Consider the following 18746-nt stretch of genomic DNA (forward strand, 5'->3'; position numbering starts at 1 on the left):
CCGGACCCGAGGGACTGATCCTGCGCGCGGACGTCGAGGACGCGCTCAGGGCCGACGCGGCGCGGGACCGGACGGCCACGGCACCGTCCGCGCCCACGTCCGCGCCGGCGCGGACCTCCGGCACCCGCACCCCGCTCAAGGGCGTCCGCGGTGCCGTCGCCGACAAGCTCTCCCGCAGCCGCCGCGAGATACCGGACGCGACCTGCTGGGTGGACGCCGACGCCACGGAGCTGATGCGGGCGCGGGCCGCGATGAACGCCGCCGGGGGACAGAAGATCTCCCTGCTCGCGCTGCTGGCCCGGATCTGCACGGCCGCGCTCGCCCGCCACCCGGAGCTCAACTCCACGGTGGACATGGAGGCCAGGGAGATCGTCCGGCTGGACGCCGTGCACCTCGGCTTCGCCGCGCAGACCGAGCGCGGGCTGGTCGTCCCGGTCGTACGGGACGCGCACACGCGCGACGCCGAGTCGCTGACCGCCGAGTTCGCCCGGCTGACCGAGGCGGCCCGGGCCGGGACCCTCACGCCCTCGGAACTCACCGGCGGCACCTTCACGTTGAACAACTACGGCGTGTTCGGCGTCGACGGCTCCACACCGATCATCAACCACCCCGAGGCCGCCATGCTCGGCGTCGGCCGCATCGTCCCCAAGCCCTGGGTGCACGAGGGCGAGCTGGCGGTGCGGCAGGTCGTCCAGCTCTCGCTCACCTTCGACCACCGGGTGTGCGACGGCGGCACGGCGGGCGGTTTCCTGCGGTATGTGGCCGACTGCGTGGAACAGCCGGCGGTGCTGCTGCGCACGCTGTGAGTGCCAGGTCCTGTCGACGACAGGACCTGGGTCCCGCCCGCGTTCCCGGTGATCGCGGGCGGGACGCATACTCGGGGGGTGACCGTCCACGAGTCCCTCGCCTACGACGCCGTCGTGCTCGCCGGGGGAGCCGCCCGACGGCTCGGCGGTGCCGACAAGCCCGGTGTGCGCGTCGGCGGCCGTGCCCTGCTCGACCGCGTGCTCACCGCCTGCGCCGACGCGCGCACGACCGTCGTGGTCGCCGAGGCCCGTCCCACCGCGCGGCCCGTGCGCTGGGCACGCGAGGAGCCGCCCGGCGCGGGTCCGCTCGCCGCGCTCGACGCCGGGCTGCGCCACACCACGGCGGACCACGTCGTCGTCCTCTCCGCCGACCTGCCGTTCCTCCGGCCGGCCACGGTACGGCTGCTGCTGGGCGCCCTGCACGCCGGTGAGGCCGACGGCGCGCTGCTCACCGACGCCGACGGCCGCGACCAGCCGCTCGTGGCCGCCTACCGCGCACACGCGCTGCGCCGCGGACTGACGGCGCTCGCCGAGGACCACGCGGCACACGGCGCACAGGGCGCCCTCACCGGGCTGCCGCTGCGCCGGCTGACCGCCGCGCTCGACCTTGTCCGCGTCCCCGACCACGTCGCCTCCTTCGACTGCGACACCTGGGACGACATCGCCACCGCCAGGGCACGTATCAGGGAGCATGGGCACGTGTTGGATGAATGGATTTCCGCAGTCAAGGACGAGCTGGGCATCGAACTGGACGTCGACACCCGCGCGCTGCTCGACCTGGCCCGCGAGGCCGCCCACGGCGTGGACCGGCCCGCGGCACCCCTGACCACCTTCCTCGTCGGTTACGCGGCCGCCCGGGGCGGGGGCGGTCCCGAGGCGGTCGCCGAGGCCTCCCGCAAGGCCGCCGCCCTGGCCCTGCGCTGGGCGGAGGAGAAGACCGCGGACACCGCCGGCACCCCCGGCGCCGGCAGGCCCGACGTGGCTCCCGACGCCACGCCCGACACCCGCCCGGACGCCTGATGACCACCCGTGGTGCGCAGGTCGACGAGGATGCCGAGGACTTCGACGTCGAGGAGGCGCTCGCCCTCGTGAACGAAGGCAACGGCCACCCCTCCGGGCCGGGCCGGGACGGACCGGGCCACCGCGCCACCCCGCACCCCGCGCAGCCCCAGGAGGCCCGCCACCGCGCCGTCCCCTGGCCGCAGGCCCGCGGGACCGCCGCCCGCGCGGTCCGTGCCGGTGCCCGCCGCGCCCCCGTCCCGGTGTCCCTCGACGCCGCCCTGGGCCTGGTCCTGGCCGCGCCGCTGACCGCCCTCACCGACCTGCCCTCCTTCGACACCTCCGCCATGGACGGCTGGGCGGTCGCCGGCCCCGGCCCCTGGGACGTGCGCGACGAGGGCGTCCTGGCCGGACGCGGCGAGCCGGAGCCGCTGACCGACGGCGAGGCGGTGCGGATCGCGACCGGCGCCCGCGTCCCGCAGGACACGACCGCCGTGCTGCGCAGCGAGTACGGCCGCACGGACACCCAGGGCAGACTGCACGCCGTCGGCGAGGTCGGACACGGGCGGGACATCCGCCCGCGCGGCCAGGAGTGCCGCAACGGAGACCAGTTGCTGCCCGTCGGCACCCTGGTGACCCCGGCCGTGCTCGGTCTCGCCGCGGCCGCCGGGTACGACACGCTCACCGTGGTCCCCCGCCCCCGCGTCGACGTCCTGGTCCTCGGCGACGAACTGCTCACCGAGGGCCTGCCGCACGACGGCCGGATCCGGGACGCGCTCGGCCCGATGCTGCCGCCCTGGCTGCGGGCGCTGGGTGCCGAGGTCACCACCGTGCGCCGGATCGGCGACGACGCGAAGGCGCTGCACAGGGCGGTCACCCGGTCCGGGGCCGACGTGATCGTCACCACCGGCGGAACCGCCGCCGGCCCGGTCGACCACGTCCGCCCCACCCTGCGCCGTATCGACGCCGAGCTGCTGGTGAACGGCGTCGAGGTGCGCCCCGGCCACCCCATGCTGCTGGCCCGTACCAAGGAGAACCAGCATCTCGTCGGTCTGCCCGGCAACCCGCTCGCGGCCGTCTCCGGCCTGCTGACGCTCGCCGAGCCCCTGCTGCGCACGCTGGCCGCGCGCCCGGCCCCGGAGCCGTACGCGCTGCCGCTGCGGGAGGCGGTGCACGGGCATCCGCACGACACCCGGCTCGTGCCGGTCGTGCTGCGCGGCGACCACGCCGTCCCGCTGCACTACAACGGTCCCGCGATGCTGCGCGGTGTCGCGGCGGCCGACGCTCTCGCCGTCGTACCACCGGGTGGTGCCCGGCCGGGTCAGGAGACCGAACTCCTCGACCTGCCCTGGGCCGCCGCCGGAATCGGGGTGTGTTTCACGTGAAACTTCCGGGCCATGACGCGATCGCCCGCCAAGCGGGCGAACATCTCGTGACCCATCGGGTGAAGCTCCCGCGGAAAATCGTGGAGCGCCCGATACGTCAGGTCGGCAAACGGCTGGCCCTCGCGCTGCTGGTGCTGTGCGTGACCGTCCTGATCGTCTATGTCGATCGTGACGGATACCGGGACAGCGGCAAGGACGCCCCGATGGAGGACCTCATCGCCGCGGCGTACTACGCGACGGTGACCCTCTCCACCACCGGATACGGCGACATCACCCCTGTCAGCGACAGCGCCCGACTCGTCAACATCTTCGTCATCACGCCGCTGCGGGTGATCTTTCTGATCATCCTGGTCGGCACCACGCTCGAGGTCCTCACCGAACGCACCCGTGAGGAATGGCGGCTGAATCGCTGGAGGTCCACTTTGCGCGATCACACCATCGTCGTCGGGTTCGGCACGAAGGGCAGGTCGGCGCTCCAGACCGTCTGTGCGGCCGGATTGAAGAAGCAGCAGGTCGTCGTGGTCGACCCCAGCTCCAAGGTGATCGAGGCGGCCACGGCGGAGGGATACGCGGGCGTGGTCGGAGACGCCACCCGCAGCGAGGTGCTCAAGCGGGCCGAGGTGCAGCGGGCGCGGCAGATCATCGTCGCGACCCAGCGGGACGACACGGCCGTGCTGGTGACGCTGACGGCCCGGCAGCTCAACCGGGCGGCGAAGATCGTCGCGGCGGTGCGGGAGGAGGAGAACGGGCCGCTGCTCAAGCAGTCCGGTGCGGACGCCGTCGTCACCAGCGCGAGCGCGGCGGGGCGGCTGCTCGGGCTGTCCGTGCTCAGCCCGGCCGCGAGCGTGGTGTTGGAGGACCTCATTCAGCAGGGCAGCGGCCTGGACATCGTCGAACGGCCCGTCATAAAGGCCGAGGTGGGTCAGGACCCGCGGGACATGGACGACCTGGTGGTGAGCGTGCTGCGCGGGCACCGGGTGCTGGCCTACGACGACCCGACCGTACGGGAATTGCAGTTGACCGACCGTCTGATCACCATCGTCCGGGCCGCGCCGGGCACGAGGGTCATCCCGGACACACGACCGCTTCCCCAGGACTGAGGACGGGGCCGGGACGAGGGAAGCAGTAGCGTCGGCCCCATGCATGCGATCACGATTCCCGAACCCGGTGGGCCCGAGGCGTTGGTGTGGGACGAGGTGCCGGACCCGGTGCCCGGAGAGGGGGAGGTGCTGGTCGAGGTGGCGGCCAGTGCCGTCAACCGGGCCGACATCCTGCAGCGGCAGGGCTTCTACGACCCTCCGCCCGGCGCCTCCCGGTACCCCGGCCTGGAGTGCTCCGGGCGGATCGCCGCACTCGGGCCCGGGGTGTCCGGCTGGGCCGTCGGCGACGAGGTGTGCGCGCTGCTCTCGGGGGGCGGCTACGCCGAGAAGGTCGCCGTTCCGGCCGGTCAGCTGCTGCCCGTTCCCGCGGGCGTCGGCCTGAGGCAGGCCGCGGCGCTGCCCGAGGTGACCTGCACCGTCTGGTCCAACGTCTTCATGGTCGCCCACCTGCGCCCCGGCGAGACGCTGCTCGTGCACGGCGGCTCCAGCGGCATCGGCACCATGGCGATCCAGCTGGCCCGGGCCGTCGGCGCCAAGGTCGCCGTCACCGCCGGCACCGAGGAGAAGCTCGGACGCTGCGCCGAACTGGGCGCCGAGATCCTGATCAACTACCGCGAGCAGGACTTCGTCGAGGAGATCCGGCGGGCCACGGACGGGGCCGGTGCCGACGTGATCCTCGACAACATGGGCGCCAAGTACCTGGACCGCAATGTCCGGGCCCTCGCCGTCAACGGCCGGCTCGCGATCATCGGCATGCAGGGCGGGGCCAAGGGCGAGCTGAACATCGGCGCCCTGCTCAGCAAGCGGGCCGCGATCAGCGCGACCTCGCTGCGCGCCCGTCCGCTCGGTGAGAAGGCGGCCATCGTCGCCGCCGTACGCGAACACGTCTGGCCGCTGCTCGCCGACGGCCAGGTACGGCCGGTCGTCGACCGGGAGGTGCCGATGCGCGACGCCGCGGCCGCCCACCGGCTGCTGGAGGAGAGCGGCCACATCGGCAAGGTGCTCCTGGTGGCGTCCTAGACAGGGTCTAGTCCCGGCGCACCCGGAGGGCGAGGAACGCGAGCCCGAGACCGAGGCCGATCAGGACCAGTCCGCTGCCCAGGGGCAGTACGCGCGGCGCGGGTCTGGTCTCGGGGCCGGGCCGCGGGGCGGGCACGGGGGCGGTTCGCCGCGGTGACGGGGAAGCGGGAGTCGCCTCCGGACCGCCGCTCGCGCTCCCGGGGGCCTCACTGCCGTCCTTCCCCGGCCCGGCCGTGTCGCCGCTCTCCGTGCTCTCCGTCTCCCGCCGGGGCGGCCGCCCCGGCCGGCTCCCGCGTCGCGAAGGGCCGACGGAGTGCGAGGGTGGGGCCGATGGCGACGCCGAGGGTCCGTGGGGCGACGCGGTGGCGTCCGAGGGCGTGGGCACCGCGGCGTACGCCGGGGCGGAACCGCCGGACAGGACGGCCGCTCCCAGCACGACCGGCAGCCCCGTCGCGCGCAGCAGAACGCGCAGCCGTGGAGTCACACGGCAACACTCACATCACTGGCCCAATCCGGCATTCCGTGATCGGCCGCCGGGGCGAACGCGCTGCACAATCCGGTTATGTCGATACGTCACGGGCTGTTGGCGCTCCTGGTGGGCGGCCCCCGCCACGGCTCCGGGCTGCGCACCGAGTTCGCGGCGTGCACGGGGTCGGCCCGGTCGCCGGGCATCGGCCGGGTCCGCGCCGCGCTCGGCCGCCTGGAACGCGACGGCATGGTCACCCGTGAGGGCGTGGACGAGGACGGCCGGACGCTGTACGCGCTGACCGAGGCGGGGCGCGCCGAGGTGCGGGCCTGGTACGCGCGGCCCGTGAAGCGGGACGGCCCGCCGCGCGACGAGCTGGTGCTCAAGCTGGTGCTGGCGGCGGGGACACCCGGCGTGGACGTGCGGCAGGTCGTCGAGACGCAGCGCCGGCACGCGTCCGAGGCACTGCACGACTCCGTGCGCCGACGGGCCGAGGCGCTGTCCCGCCCGCCCGGCTGTCCCGGGGAGGTGGCCCGCCTGCTGGTCCTGGAGCAGCTGGTCTGGCACGCCGAGGCGGAGGTCCGCTGGCTGGACCACTGCGAGGCCCGTCTGCTGCGCCTGGACCTTCCGGGGGACGCGGGGACGGAGGGGTGACGTGGTGGATCACCCCGGGCAGGGGGGCACCACGAAAGGGGGAGGCACGGATGCGAGAGAATGGCGGCATGGAGATGCCGAGGAACGAACGGTCGCCGGAGAATCCGCAGATCCTGGTCGTGGGCCAGGACGGTATGGCGCTCGGCGGCGGCGGGGACGACGACTCCCGCGAGACCCCGGTGACGGAGCAGGTGGAGCAGCCCGCGAAGGTCATGCGGATCGGCAGCATGATCAAGCAGCTCCTCGAGGAGGTGCGCGCGGCTCCCCTGGACGAGGCGAGCCGGAACAGGCTGAAGGAGATCCACGCCAGCTCGGTCAAGGAGCTGGAGGACGGTCTGGCGCCGGAGCTCGTGGAGGAGCTGGAGCGGCTCTCCCTGCCGTTCACCGACGAGGGAACGCCCAGCGATGCCGAGCTGCGCATCGCCCAGGCGCAGTTGGTGGGTTGGCTGGAGGGCCTCTTCCACGGCATCCAGACGACCCTGTTCGCCCAGCAGATGGCCGCCCGCGCCCAGTTGGAGCAGATGCGCCGCGCGCTCCCCCCTGGGCTCGGCCACGACGGAGGTGACGACCCTCGCACGGGCGGCCGCTCGGGCGGGCCGTACCTGTAGGCCTTCGAGTCGTTCCACGTCCCGGTCGTGGGGCCCGGCAGGATCCTGCCGGGCCCTTTTCTGGACTGCGGGCCAGGGTCGTGGTTCAGGACTGGGGGTTGCCGGTCGAGACGTCGAGCTGGATCTCCGGCGCGTTCTTCGGGTCGATGTCCGTGCCGGCCGCGGGGAACTGGTTGATGACCGTGTCCTGGCCGAACGTGTTCTCGTCGACGGAGTTCTTCTTCAGTTTCCAGCCCGCGGCCCGGAGACACTCCTTGACCGAATCGAGGTTCTTGTACCGGAAGTCCGGCACCTGGACCTTGTCCGGGTCGTTGTACGCCTTCCGCGGCTCCCTGCACTCGTCGGCATCGATCGTCCTCGACCTGTCCGGCCCGCGGTGACTCTCGACCACCGACGGGGACGCGGTGATGGTGCTGTCACCGCCCTCGGCGCCGTTGCCGCCGCCGTTGTTCAGGGCCAGCGCGGCGATCAGGCCGACGACCGCGATGACGGCGACGGCGACCGACCCGATGATCACCGGCTTGTTGTTCCCGCCGCCGCCCGGTCCGGGTGTGTGCGGGGGCGGCACGGTGTACGACGACGGCACAGTCGGGGCCTGCGCCGGCTGGGCGTACGGCGACGCGGCGGGCGTCTGGTAGCCGGCCTGCTGCGGGTAGCCGTACCCCTGGGACGGGGCGGGCACGCCGGTGCTGTACGGGTTGGGTGCCGGGGCCGGCTGGTACGGCGTGTGCACGTTGCCCGTGGGAGCCGGCGCGGCCTGGTCGACGGGCGGGAAGACGGCGGAGCCGACGCCCGCGCCGCTCGGGGTCCGGGCGCCGGGGACGATGCTGGGCGGGGCCGCCTGGACGGAGGCCGCCACGCGCAGGCACTCGTCGCGCATGGACTCGGCGTTCGGGAAGCGCTCGTTGGGGTTCTTCCGCAGCGCGCGGGCGACCAGCGCGTCCACCGCCGGGGGCAGCGAGCGGTTGACCGAGGAGGGCGCGACCGGCTCCTCCTGCACGTGCGCGTAGGCGATGGCGAGCGGCGAGTCCGCGTCGAACGGCAGCCGTCCGGTGACCAGTTGGAACAGCATGATGCCGACCGAGTACAGGTCGGAGCGGGCGTCCACGCCCCGGCCGAGGGCCTGCTCCGGCGACAGGTACTGCGGGGTGCCCACGACCATGCCGGTCTGGGTCATCGAGGTCACGCCGGACTGCATGGCGCGGGCGATGCCGAAGTCCATGACCTTGACCACACCGCGCTTGGTCATCATCACGTTGCCCGGCTTGATGTCGCGGTGGACCAGGCCCATTTCGTGGCTGATCTCCAGCGCGGCGAGCACGTCCGCGGTGATCCTCAGAGCCTTGTCGGCGGGCATCGCGCCCTGCTGCCGGATGTCCTCCTCCAGCACCGAGCCCAGGGGGCGGCCCTCGACGTACTCCATGACGATGTACGGCGTCGGCATGCCGTTCCCCGCGGCGGAGCCGCTGACGGACAGCGTGTCCTCGCCGGTGTCGAACACCGAGACGATGTTCGTGTGCGTGAGTTTCGCCACTGCCTGGGCCTCGCGGCGGAACCGCTCGCGGAAGGCCGGTTCCCGGCCGAGTTCGGTGTGGAGGGTCTTGATGGCGACCTGACGGTCGAGCACGGAGTCGTAGGCGAGGTGCACCGAGGCCATGCCGCCCTCGCCGAGCAGGTCGCGCAGCTGGTAGCGGCCGTCGGCCAGTGCCCGCCCCGCGTAGTGGCCGTGTGCGCCGTCCTGGCTCATGTCTCCGTGTCCCCCGCCGGGCCGTCGGACGCCCTCGTTGATCGAATGAGTCATTCCCGGCCAAGTCTGCCCCAGGGCACTGACACGTCAAGCGCGGTGCCCGTTCCGTGACCGTGCGCGAAGGAACCGTCGCGGAAGCGTTACGGCAACCGTCCGGCCGGTGCGCGGGATTTGCACGGCGGTACCCGCGCGGGGTTTCATGGCCGGTCCGTCTCGGGCCGGTTTCCGCAGCGGTCGCCACCACGCTCCTGGACCGGCGGCTTGCGCGGAGCCTGTAGCGTGGCCGACGGAGACCGTGACAACACCGCGCGCACCGCGGGCAGAAACGACGGCGAGGACTGATGGCACAGCAGCAGCGCGCCCAGGGCCCGTCCGACCCCGAGGCGAGTGGCGGCGGCATGTCGGACGCGCCTGAGTCCTGGGGCAACGGCGGCCTGGTCGGCGACGGTCGGTACCGGCTGACGCACAGACTCGGCCGGGGCGGCATGGCCGAGGTGTTCGCCGCCGAGGACGTACGGCTGGGACGCACCGTCGCGGTCAAGCTGCTCCGCGCCGACCTGGCCGAGGACCCCACCTCCAAGGCCCGCTTCACCCGCGAGGCCCAGTCGGTGGCCGGGCTCAACCACCACGCGATCGTCGCCGTGTACGACTCCGGCGAGGACCAGGTGGGCGGCCAGGCCGTGCCGTACATCGTGATGGAACTGGTCGAGGGCCACACCATCCGCGACCTGCTGCTCACCGCGGAGGCGCCCGGCCCCGAGCAGTCGCTGATCATCGTCTCGGGTGTCCTGGAGGCGCTGGCCTACTCGCACCAGCACGGGATCGTGCACCGCGACATCAAGCCCGCCAACGTCATCATCACCGACAACGGCGCCGTGAAGGTGATGGACTTCGGCATCGCCCGCGCCCTGCACGGCGCGTCCACGACGATGACGCAGACCGGCATGGTCATGGGCACCCCGCAGTACCTCTCCCCGGAGCAGGCCCTCGGCAAGGCCGTCGACTACCGCTCCGACCTGTACGCGACGGGCTGCCTGCTGTACGAACTGCTCGCGCTGCGGCCCCCGTTCACCGGCGAGACCCCGCTGTCGGTGGTCTACCAGCACGTCCAGGACATGCCGGTGCCGCCGTCCCAGGTCGCCGGCGGCACCTGCCCGCCGGAGCTCGACGGCCTGGTCATGCGCTCGCTGGCCAAAGAGCCCGACGACCGTTTCCAGACGGCCGAGGAGATGCGCGGGCTGATCCAGTACGGGCTGCAGATGCTGTACGACCAGGGCGGCCACACCGGCACCTGGAACACCGGCCCGGTGGAGGCGCACGACGGCCGGCACACCCCGGCGGCGGGCTTCGCCGGCACGACCGTGATGCCGCACGCCGCCGACCCCAACTCGGGCACCACGCAGATCCCGCAGCCGATCCTCCCCGCCGGGTACGGCAACGGCGACGACGGCGGCTTCGAGGGGTACGGCAACAAGGGCAGTGGCCGCGGCAAGCTGTGGGTCCTCGCCGTGCTCGCGATGATCGCCGTCGCGGCGGGCGTGGCGCTGGCGCTGAACAAGACCGGTGACCCCGGCAGCGGCAGCGGCACCGGCACCACCCAGTCGCCCACGAGTACGCCGTCCGAGGACGACGCCGAGCCGAGCCCCACGCCGAGCGACACCGCGAACGAACAGCCGTCGGACACCTCCACGAACCGGGGCAACGGCTCGGGCGGGGGCGGCTGGAAGAACTACACGCCGTCCTACCGGCCGTCGTACACGCAGTCCGAGCCGACCGACGACCAGTTCTCGCAGCAGCCGTCGGACCAGCAGTCCACGCAGGAGCAGCCGCCGCCCACGCAGGAGCAGTCGCCGCCCTCGGACGGGGGGCAGCAGCCGGACACCACGGGGGGCAACAGCGGTACGGACAACGGCGGCAGCACGCAGAATCCGGGCGGCAACCAGGGCTGACCGCCCGTCACGCGCGCGTGAGGCCGTTCGGGCCCACGCGCGCGTGCTGCGCTCCGGCCCTCGGGTTCACTCCGCGAACGCCCCGCACACCGCGTCGTACTCCCGTGTCCACCACACCGCGAGCGCCGAGGCGGCCGGGAACTGGGGGTCCGCGCGCGTGTCGCCGCGCTCGTAGTGCCAGCGCAGCATCCAGAAGTCGTTCAGACGCTCCCACCACACGCGGTGCACGGCCGCCGCGAGTTCCGAGGGCGTGACGCCGGCCGCGCGGCGGTACGCGCGTGCGTACGCCCCGACCTTCGGCAGGTCCAGGGTGCCGGCGGGCCGGACGAAGAAGATCGCGGCGGCGCGTACCGCCTCCTCCGCGCGCGGCTGCACGCCCAGCCGGTCCCAGTCGACGATCGCGGCGGGAGCGTCTCCCTTGTAGAGCAGGTTGTACGGGTGGAAGTCGCCGTGCACCCAGCCGACCGGGCCGCCGGGCGGGGGACGCCGGTCGGCGTGCCGCTCCAGGAGCGTCCGGCGTTCCAGGAGCCGGTGCCGGGCCAGTGCGTCGAAGGCGTCCGCGGGGCGGTGGCGGCGGACGTGGGCGAGCAGGTCGTCGATCAGCGTGAAGGTGTCGGCGGGATCGGCGCTCTCCACCGGGTGGGGGCCGGTGGCGGGGCGGGTGCGCCCCTTGGGCGGCATCACACGCTCCAGACAGGCGTGCACGGCCCCCAGCAGCGCTCCCAGGCGGGCGCACTGTCCCGTGGTGAGCTGGCCGCCGTGGCGGTGCCGGCCGTCGACCCAGGGGTGCAGGGCGTAGGCGTGGCCGCCGACGACGGCGACCGTGCGCCCGTCACGGCCGGCCAGCGGGGGCGCCACCGGGACGCCGAGGTCGGCCAGGCGCTGGGTGGCCCGGTGCTGGCGGGCGATGGCGGCCGGGTCGGCGGTGTCCGGATCGAAGTGGTGCTTGAGGAAGTAGCGGCCGCGGGTGGTGCACAGCCGGTAGCCGCGGTTGAGCAGGCCCTGGTCGACCGGCTCGCAGGTGAGGGCGGAACCGGCGGCGTACTGGCGCAGCAAGGCGCTCAGAGGGGGCGCGTGGGGCACGGGGGGTGGTACACAAGGGCGCGGCACGCGCCAGATGCTAGGGCACCGGAGGAGGCTGTGAGCTGGGCGTTGTCACAGACAGTCATCAATAGTCGCTTTCGGTCACATCAGGTCGCGGCGCCGTTCTCCTCCGCGTACCGCCCGCCGACGCGCCTGTCACCCGGCGGTGTCCTCCGTCCAGAGCAGTTCCGGCCACTTGTCAACTCTTCCCGACTCAGGGGTGACCGGGATAACGTGCCGGTGTTCCGGCCCTCTGCGCAGCTGTGACCAGCGACTGCCCCCGATGCCCGGCGCGATACTTGGACGTCCAAGGAAAAATACTTGGAAATCCAAGGAAACGCGCAGGTCAGGGGGGTTTCCCAGAAATGTGGGGCACTGGGTAACGTGACTGCTGCAGGGCGCTCGCCGGGGCACCTGTCACGCCTGTTCCCGGCCGAGTGGCACCCACCCCGTGCCCGTGGTCAGCAGGCGAGCCGCACTGGCCTGCCGGCAACCCCGGGGGCCGGACCGACGGAGGAGCACACGTGACCGTGGAGAGCACTGCCGCGCGCACATCGCGACGCAGCGCCGGAAGCAAGGCCGGTTCGACCGGTACGAAAGCCGCCGGCACCAGGGGCCGCGCCGGCGCCAAGAAGGGCGCCGACCCCGAACTCGTGCAGTTGCTGACGCCCGAGGGCAAGCGCGTAAAGAACGCCGAGTACGACAAGTACGTCGCCGGCATCACCGCCGAGGAGCTCCGCGGTCTGTACCGCGACATGGTGCTCACCCGCCGCTTCGACGCCGAGGCCACCTCCCTGCAGCGTCAGGGCGAACTGGGCCTGTGGGCCTCGCTGCTGGGCCAGGAGGCCGCCCAGATCGGCTCCGGCCGGGCGCTGCGCGACGACGACTACGTCTTCCCGACCTACCGGGAGCACGGCGTCGCCTGGTGCCGCGGGGTCGACCCGACCAACCTGCTCGGCATGTTCCGGGGGGTGAACAACGGCGGCTGGGACCCCAACGGCAACAACTTCCACCTCTACACGATCGTCATCGGCTCCCAGACGCTGCACGCCACTGGCTACGCGATGGGTATCGCCAAGGACGGCGCGGACTCCGCGGTCGTCGCCTACTTCGGCGACGGCGCCTCCAGCCAGGGCGACGTGGCCGAGTCCTTCACCTTCTCCGCGGTCTACAACGCCCCCGTGGTGTTCTTCTGCCAGAACAACCAGTGGGCGATCTCCGAGCCGACCGAGAAGCAGACCCGGGTCCCGCTCTACCAGCGCGCGGCGGGCTTCGGCTTCCCCGGCGTCCGCGTCGACGGCAACGACGTGCTGGCCTGCCTCGCCGTCACCAAGTGGGCGCTGGAGCGCGCCCGCAACGGCGAGGGCCCCACCCTGGTCGAGGCGTACACCTACCGCATGGGCGCCCACACCACCTCCGACGACCCCACCCGCTACCGGGGCGACGAGGAGCGCCTGGCCTGGGAGGCGAAGGACCCGATCCTGCGCCTTCGCCGCCACCTGGAGTCCGCACACCACACGGACGAGGGATTCTTCGCGGAACTCGAGGCCGAGAGCGAGGCGTTGGGCAAGCGGGTGCGCGAAGCGGTCCGTGCGATGCCCGACCCGGACGACTTCGCCATCTTCGAGAACGTGTACGCGGACGGGCACGCGCTCGTCGACGAGGAGCGCGCCCGGTTCGCCGCCTACCAGGCGTCGTTCGCGGACGCAGAGGGGGTCTGATCATGGCTGCTGAGAAGATGGCGCTGGCCAAGGCGATCAACGAGTCGCTGCGCCGTGCCCTGGAGTCCGACCCCAAGGTCCTGATCATGGGTGAGGACGTCGGCAAGCTCGGCGGCGTGTTCCGGGTGACGGACGGTCTGCAGAAGGACTTCGGCGAGAGCCGGGTCATCGACACCCCCCTCGCCGAGTCCGGCATCGTCGGCACCGCGATCGGTCTCGCCCTGCGCGGCTACCGCCCGGTGGTCGAGATCCAGTTCGACGGTTTCGTCTTCCCGGCGTACGACCAGATCGTCACGCAGCTGGCGAAGATGCACGCCCGCTCGCTGGGCAAGGTCAAGCTGCCGGTCGTCATCCGCATCCCCTACGGCGGCGGCATCGGCGCGGTCGAGCACCACTCGGAGTCGCCGGAGGCGCTGTTCGCGCACGTGGCGGGCCTGAAGGTCGTCTCCCCCTCCAACGCGTCGGACGCGTACTGGATGCTGCAGCAGGCCATCCAGAGCGACGACCCGGTGATCTACTTCGAGCCCAAGCGGCGCTACTGGGACAAGGGCGAGGTCAGCACGGAGGCCATCCCGAGCCCGCTGCACAAGGCGCGGGTCGTCCGCGAGGGCACGGACCTGACGCTGGCGGCCTACGGCCCGATGGTGAAACTCTGCCACGAGGTCGCCGCCGCGGCCGCCGAGGAGGGCAAGTCCCTGGAGGTCCTGGACCTGCGCTCGGTGTCCCCGCTGGACTTCGACTCGATCCAGGCGTCGGTGGAGAAGACCCGCCGCCTGGTGGTGGTCCACGAGGCACCGGTGTTCTTCGGCTCCGGCGCGGAGATCGCCGCCCGGATCACCGAGCGCTGCTTCTACCACCTGGAGGCTCCGGTGCTGCGGGTCGGCGGTTATCACGCGCCGTACCCGCCGGCCCGCCTGGAGGAGTCGTACCTGCCGGACCTGGACCGCGTGCTCGACGCCGTCGACCGCTCGCTGGCGTACTGAGGGAGAGGTTCGTGACGACGATGACCGATGCGTCCGTGCGCGAGTTCAAGATGCCGGATGTCGGCGAGGGTCTGACCGAGGCGGAGATCCTCAAGTGGTACGTCCAGGTCGGTGACACGGTCACCGACGGCCAGGTGGTCTGCGAGGTCGAGACGGCCAAGGCGGCCGTCGAACTGCCCATCCCCTACGACGGTGTGGTGCGCGAGCTGCACTTCGCCGAGGGCACCACGGTGGACGTGGGCACGCCCATCATCGCGGTGCAGGTGGCGGGCGCGGCGCCGGCGGAGGTCCCGGCGCAGGCCCCGGCGGCCGAGCCGAAGACGGACCAGGAGCCGAAGACGGAGAGCCGCCGGCCGGTCCTGGTGGGCTACGGCGTCTCGACGTCCGCCACCAAGCGCCGCCCGCGCAAGGGCCCGGAGGTCGCGGTCTCCCGGGCGTCGACGGCGATCCAGAGCGAGCTGAACGGCCACGGCACCCCCACCGCCGCCCCCGAGGCCGGGCCCCGCCCCCTGGCGAAGCCGCCGGTGCGCAAGCTGGCCAAGGACCTGGGCGTGGACCTGGCGACGGTGGTCCCGTCCGGCCCGGACGGCATCATCACGCGCGAGGACGTGCACGCGGCGGTCTCGGCGACGGTGACCGCGCCGGCTCCCGCTCCGGCGGCGGAAGCCCCGGCGCCCCAGGCCCCGGCACCCGTGCCGTCGTACGACACGGTCCGCGAGACCCGCGTCCCCGTGAAGGGCGTCCGCAAGGCGACGGCGGCGGCGATGGTCGGCTCGGCGTTCACCGCGCCGCACGTCACGGAGTTCGTGACGGTGGACGTGACGCGCACGATGAAGCTCGTCGAGGAGCTGAAGCAGGACAAGGAGTTCGCGGGCCTGCGCGTGAACCCCCTGCTGCTGATCGCCAAGGCCCTTCTGGTCGCCATCAGGCGCAACCCGGACATCAACGCGTCCTGGGACGAGGTGAACCAGGAGATCGTGGTCAAGCACTACGTCAACCTGGGCATCGCCGCGGCCACCCCGCGGGGCCTGATCGTCCCGAACATCAAGGACGCCCACGCCAGGACGCTTCCGCAGCTCGCGGAGGCACTCGGCGAGCTGGTGACGACGGCGAAGGAGGGCAGGACGTCTCCCGCCGCCATGCAGGGCGGCACGGTCACGATCACCAACGTCGGCGTCTTCGGCGTCGACACCGGCACGCCGATCCTCAACCCCGGCGAGTCCGCGATCCTCGCGGTCGGCGCGATCAAGCTCCAGCCGTGGGTCCACAAGGGCAAGGTCAAGCCCCGTCAGGTCACCACCCTGGCCCTCTCCTTCGACCACCGCCTGGTCGACGGCGAGCTGGGCTCGAAGGTCCTGGCCGACGTGGCGGCGATCCTGGAACAGCCGAAGCGGCTGATCACCTGGGCGTAGCACCCGGCACGGTCCGGGGCGGGCCCACCGTACGGACGGGCCCGCCCCGGCGTCTGCCGGGGCGGGCCCGTCGGTCTGCGGACTGTCAGCGCGCCTGCCGGGCGCGCAGGGTGTTCAGCAGGGCCGCGCCGCGTTCCGCGTCGTCCACGCTGAGCGCGAAGTCGGTGCGCCGGCCCCGGGCGCGGATGACCAGGCACTCGCCGGCGCGCAGCATGACCGTGGTGCCCAGACCGCTGAGGCGGTAGCCCCACCCGCCGACCTGGGTGGGCGTACGGTTCTCGACGCGGGCGGATTCGACGGCGTCCGGGGTCCAGCGCCGTACCGGCCAGCCGAGCGGGCCGAAGGACACCTCCAGACCGTGTTCGGAGACGCGTGCCTGGACCGAGGCGCAGCCGGCCACGACGAGGGAGGCCAGCGCGCACGGGGCGAACAGGGCCCACGCCGGACCGGGCTCCGCGAGACCGCCGACGAGGGCGACCAGGGCGGCCACGGCCACCAGTCCGGTCACGGCCGCCAGCAGGTGGAGCCAGGGATTCGTGGTGCGCGAGAACCACACCACGCGCTCGCCCTCGGGCAGCTCCAACCTCGGTCCGTGGCCGTCCTGTCCCGCGGTTGCCGGGCCGGCGGGGCGCTGCCGGGTGCTCACCAGCCATCCCCCGGCCCCGGCGAGGAGCGCCGCGACCGCGGAGGCGACGACCCACCCGGCCGACAGCCGGGCCTGGTGCCAGTCCGTGCGGTCGAGGTTCGCCCGTACGACGGCCGCCTGGACGCCGCCGATGACGACGCCGACCGTCGGCAGCACGGCCACCGCCCACGGCCGGGTCGCCGCGCGGGCGTCCCGGCCGGCCCTCCACCGCGCCGCCTCCACGCCCGCGCACAGCGCGAGCCAGATCAGCGCCGGGACCACACAGGCCGCCCACAGCGGCATCGAGCCGTCCGGCGCGGACCCGTCGAAGCCCCAGTGGGTCGCCAACCGGTCCGGCAGCCGGTGCCTCGCGGCCCAGGGAAGCGCCGCGATCAGGACCGCCGTACCGACCGTCCAGACCGCGAATGCCCAGCGTGCCACCTTCATCGCGTCCCCTTGATCATTTCGATGAGATCGTTCCGGCTGTAGCCCAGGCGGGCCGCCTCGGCCATCAGGTCCCGCACCCGGATCCGCAGCCCGGAGTGCTGCTCGGCGTCCTCGGCCACGGTCACGCCCCTGCCCCTGCGGAACTCCAGCAGTCCTTCGTCCCGCAGGCCGCGCAGGCCGCGCAGGACCGTGTTGACGTTGATGTCCAGTGCCTGGGAGAGATCGCGCGCCGACGGCAGGCGGTCGCCCGGCCGGCACTCTCCCTCGGCAATGGCACGGCGGATGGCACCGGCGACCTGCTCGTGCAGGGGCCGGGTGTCCCTCTTGTCCAAACGCAGCAACATGATGCTAATGACAGTATCACCATCAGCACATCGGTGTGCGGCCGGCGGTCTGGTGGGCGCGGTCACGCGAAAAGGGCCCGCCGCTGGTCGTCAGCGGCGGGCCCGTCGCGCGGGTGAGCGGGTGTCAGCCCAGCTTGGCGAAGCCGTGGTTCAGGAGCTTCGTGGCGTCCGTGCCGCGCTGGGCGACGGACGAGGAGGCGAGGACGGTGCCGATGACCGTCTTGCCGTTGCGGGTGGCGGCGAAGACCAGGCAGTACTTGGCCTGCGGGCCGGAGCCGGTCTTCACGCCGATGGCGCCCTTGTAGCTGCTGAGCAGCGTGTTCGTGTTCGTCCACGTCGCCATCGTGCGGGTGCTGCCCGTCTTGGTGACGGTCTTGGCCGTGTAGGACTTGGTCTTCACGACCGTGCGGAACGTGGTGTCCTTCAGCGCGCTGCGCGTGAGGATCGTCAGGTCGCGCGGCGTCGAGTAGTTGCTGCCCTTGCCGATGCCGTCGAAGGAGTCGAAGCGCGTGTTCTTCATGCCGAGGTTCTTGGCGGTGCTGTTCATCTTGCCGATGAACGACTTCACCCGCGCGTCCCGTGTCGTGCCCGAGCCGAACTTGTCGGCCAGCGCGTACGCGGCGTCGCAGCCCGAGGGCAGCATCAGGCCGTACAGCAGCTGACGGACGGTCACCTTGTCGCCGACGATCAGGTGGGCCTGGGAGGCGTTGTTCCTGACGACGTAGTCGCTGTACGCCTTCTGGATGGTGACCTTGGCGTCGAGGTTCAGCTTCGGCTGCGACAGCACGACCTTGGCGGTCATGATCTTCGTGGTGGAACCGGTGGAAAGAGGGGTGTTCGCGGCCTTCTCGTACAACGACTTGCCGGTCGCGTTGTCCATCGTGTAGCCGCCCTTGGCCACGATCGACGGCGTGGCGACGGCCGCCTGTGCCGGTGCCGCGGTGAGGGCCCCGGTGGCGAGCACGGCGCCCGCGGTCACGGCGACTGCGGCGGCTCTGCGGAGACGGATGCCCTGAATGCCGGTTTTCAAGTGAGGTACCCCGATTGTGTCGAATGACCCTTCAGTGCGGCAGAGTTGAGTGCCCACAGGAGTGGGGCCGCGTCTGTCTGACTCGTGACCGGCGCGGAAGGTTGCGCGGGCGCGGGGGTGTTTTCCTCACATCCCGTCCGGTCCGCATGCCGGACGGGGCATGCCATGCGTACCTCTTGTATCTATGCTGTGGGCATGAGTCTGGCCGTGAAGCACCCCCCTGCCGCCGACCGCGTCTACACCCACGTCAAGCAGGCCGTCCTGGAGCGCCGCTACGAGGGCGGGACACTGCTGACCGAGGGCGAGCTGGCCGAGGCCGTCGGCGTCTCGCGGACGCCCGTGCGCGAGGCGCTGCTGCGGCTGGAGG

18 protein-coding genes are annotated in these 18746 nt (G+C 72.6%); 12 read left to right on the top strand and 6 right to left on the bottom strand.

Features of this window, described 5'->3' with window-relative positions; translation table 11 throughout:
* The 5 genes from RH94_RS44705 to RH94_RS26725 all read left to right on the top strand — a co-directional run.
* Positions 1-806 (top strand): dihydrolipoamide acetyltransferase family protein (locus RH94_RS44705; RefSeq protein ID WP_234426069.1); only part of this gene is annotated, 806 nt, incomplete at its 5' end.
* Positions 807-884: 78 nt separating this feature from the next.
* Positions 885-1826, top strand: a complete 942-nt coding sequence (locus RH94_RS26710; protein WP_234426070.1) for an NTP transferase domain-containing protein — start codon at positions 885-887, stop codon at positions 1824-1826.
* Positions 1826-3190 (top strand): molybdopterin molybdotransferase MoeA, encoded by a 1365-nt coding sequence (locus RH94_RS26715; RefSeq protein ID WP_073950692.1) that lies wholly within the window; start codon positions 1826-1828, stop codon positions 3188-3190. Before RH94_RS26710 ends, RH94_RS26715 begins: the two co-directional genes overlap by 1 nt.
* Positions 3187-4290 (top strand): potassium channel family protein, encoded by a 1104-nt coding sequence (locus RH94_RS26720; RefSeq protein WP_073950694.1) that lies wholly within the window; start codon positions 3187-3189, stop codon positions 4288-4290. Before RH94_RS26715 ends, RH94_RS26720 begins: the two co-directional genes overlap by 4 nt.
* 39 nt (positions 4291-4329) lie before the next feature.
* On the top strand, positions 4330-5310 hold the full coding sequence (locus tag RH94_RS26725; RefSeq protein WP_073950696.1) for an NAD(P)H-quinone oxidoreductase: 981 nt from the start codon (positions 4330-4332) through the stop codon (positions 5308-5310).
* A gap of 7 nt (positions 5311-5317) precedes the next feature.
* On the opposite strand, the gene RH94_RS46210 is transcribed toward RH94_RS26725, so the two are convergent.
* Positions 5318-5446, bottom strand: a complete 129-nt coding sequence (locus RH94_RS46210) for a hypothetical protein (RefSeq protein WP_267893399.1) — start codon at positions 5444-5446, stop codon at positions 5318-5320.
* Positions 5447-5872: 426 nt separating this feature from the next.
* Between RH94_RS46210 and RH94_RS26735 the strand changes: the two genes are divergently transcribed.
* Both RH94_RS26735 and RH94_RS26740 read left to right on the top strand, forming a co-directional pair.
* Positions 5873-6430 (top strand): PadR family transcriptional regulator, encoded by a 558-nt coding sequence (locus RH94_RS26735; protein WP_073950698.1) that lies wholly within the window; start codon positions 5873-5875, stop codon positions 6428-6430.
* Between the two features lie 68 nt (positions 6431-6498).
* Positions 6499-7038 (top strand): bacterial proteasome activator family protein, encoded by a 540-nt coding sequence (locus RH94_RS26740; protein ID WP_073950700.1) that lies wholly within the window; start codon positions 6499-6501, stop codon positions 7036-7038.
* A gap of 85 nt (positions 7039-7123) precedes the next feature.
* Here RH94_RS26740 and RH94_RS26745 read toward each other — a convergent pair whose 3' ends face one another.
* Positions 7124-8785 carry a Stk1 family PASTA domain-containing Ser/Thr kinase gene (locus RH94_RS26745; RefSeq protein ID WP_073950702.1) on the bottom strand — a complete coding sequence of 554 codons (1662 nt, stop codon included), beginning with the start codon at positions 8783-8785 and terminating at the stop codon, positions 7124-7126.
* Between the two features lie 341 nt (positions 8786-9126).
* Here RH94_RS26745 and RH94_RS26750 point away from each other — a divergent pair, with 341 nt between their 5' ends.
* Entirely contained in the window at positions 9127-10734 is a 1608-nt protein-coding gene (locus RH94_RS26750) for a protein kinase domain-containing protein (protein WP_073950704.1), read from the top strand.
* A 66-nt stretch (positions 10735-10800) separates the two neighbouring features.
* Here RH94_RS26750 and RH94_RS26755 read toward each other — a convergent pair whose 3' ends face one another.
* Entirely contained in the window at positions 10801-11817 is a 1017-nt protein-coding gene (locus RH94_RS26755) for a phosphotransferase (RefSeq protein ID WP_199881068.1), read from the bottom strand.
* Between the two features lie 524 nt (positions 11818-12341).
* Between RH94_RS26755 and pdhA the strand changes: the two genes are divergently transcribed.
* Genes pdhA through RH94_RS26770 form a run of 3 tightly spaced genes read left to right on the top strand, consistent with a single transcriptional unit; the run spans position 12342 to position 15933 of the window.
* Positions 12342-13538, top strand: coding sequence for a pyruvate dehydrogenase (acetyl-transferring) E1 component subunit alpha (pdhA, locus tag RH94_RS26760; RefSeq protein WP_073950706.1), 1197 nt, complete (start codon positions 12342-12344; stop codon positions 13536-13538).
* Between the two features lie 2 nt (positions 13539-13540).
* Positions 13541-14521 carry an alpha-ketoacid dehydrogenase subunit beta gene (locus tag RH94_RS26765; RefSeq protein ID WP_073950707.1) on the top strand — a complete coding sequence of 327 codons (981 nt, stop codon included), beginning with the start codon at positions 13541-13543 and terminating at the stop codon, positions 14519-14521.
* A gap of 11 nt (positions 14522-14532) precedes the next feature.
* Entirely contained in the window at positions 14533-15933 is a 1401-nt protein-coding gene (locus RH94_RS26770; protein WP_073950709.1) for a dihydrolipoamide acetyltransferase family protein, read from the top strand.
* Positions 15934-16018: 85 nt separating this feature from the next.
* Here the strand turns inward: RH94_RS26770 and RH94_RS26775 are convergent, their stop codons facing one another.
* From RH94_RS26775 to RH94_RS26785, 3 genes are all read right to left on the bottom strand, one after another.
* Positions 16019-17005, bottom strand: coding sequence for a DUF1648 domain-containing protein (locus RH94_RS26775; protein ID WP_073950711.1), 987 nt, complete (start codon positions 17003-17005; stop codon positions 16019-16021).
* Positions 17002-17349 (bottom strand): GntR family transcriptional regulator, encoded by a 348-nt coding sequence (locus RH94_RS26780; RefSeq protein ID WP_073950713.1) that lies wholly within the window; start codon positions 17347-17349, stop codon positions 17002-17004. The genes RH94_RS26775 and RH94_RS26780 overlap by 4 nt, the downstream gene beginning before the upstream one ends.
* Positions 17350-17473: 124 nt before the next feature.
* Positions 17474-18379 carry a D-alanyl-D-alanine carboxypeptidase family protein gene (locus tag RH94_RS26785; RefSeq protein WP_073950715.1) on the bottom strand — a complete coding sequence of 302 codons (906 nt, stop codon included), beginning with the start codon at positions 18377-18379 and terminating at the stop codon, positions 17474-17476.
* 195 nt (positions 18380-18574) lie between these two features.
* Between RH94_RS26785 and RH94_RS44710 the strand changes: the two genes are divergently transcribed.
* On the top strand, positions 18575-18746 hold a 172-nt coding region (locus RH94_RS44710), incomplete at its 3' end, for a GntR family transcriptional regulator (RefSeq protein WP_234426075.1).

Source organism: Streptomyces kebangsaanensis, from assembly GCF_001906585.1.
GTDB lineage: Bacteria > Actinomycetota > Actinomycetes > Streptomycetales > Streptomycetaceae > Streptomyces > Streptomyces kebangsaanensis.

Excerpts from the sequence above, each read along its gene's own strand:
- RH94_RS26775 (WP_073950711.1), bottom strand. The coding sequence starts at position 17,005 with ATGAAGGTGGCACGCTGGGCATTCGCGGTCTGGACGGTCGGTACGGCG.
- RH94_RS26735 (WP_073950698.1), top strand. The coding sequence starts at position 5,873 with ATGTCGATACGTCACGGGCTGTTGGCGCTCCTGGTGGGCGGCCCCCGC.
- RH94_RS26725 (WP_073950696.1), top strand. The coding sequence starts at position 4,330 with ATGCATGCGATCACGATTCCCGAACCCGGTGGGCCCGAGGCGTTGGTG.
- RH94_RS26765 (WP_073950707.1), top strand. The coding sequence starts at position 13,541 with ATGGCTGCTGAGAAGATGGCGCTGGCCAAGGCGATCAACGAGTCGCTG.
- RH94_RS26750 (WP_073950704.1), top strand. The coding sequence starts at position 9,127 with ATGGCACAGCAGCAGCGCGCCCAGGGCCCGTCCGACCCCGAGGCGAGT.
- RH94_RS26740 (WP_073950700.1), top strand. The coding sequence starts at position 6,499 with ATGGAGATGCCGAGGAACGAACGGTCGCCGGAGAATCCGCAGATCCTG.
- RH94_RS26780 (WP_073950713.1), bottom strand. The coding sequence starts at position 17,349 with ATGTTGCTGCGTTTGGACAAGAGGGACACCCGGCCCCTGCACGAGCAG.
- RH94_RS26745 (WP_073950702.1), bottom strand. The coding sequence starts at position 8,785 with ATGAGCCAGGACGGCGCACACGGCCACTACGCGGGGCGGGCACTGGCC.
- RH94_RS26715 (WP_073950692.1), top strand. The coding sequence starts at position 1,826 with ATGACCACCCGTGGTGCGCAGGTCGACGAGGATGCCGAGGACTTCGAC.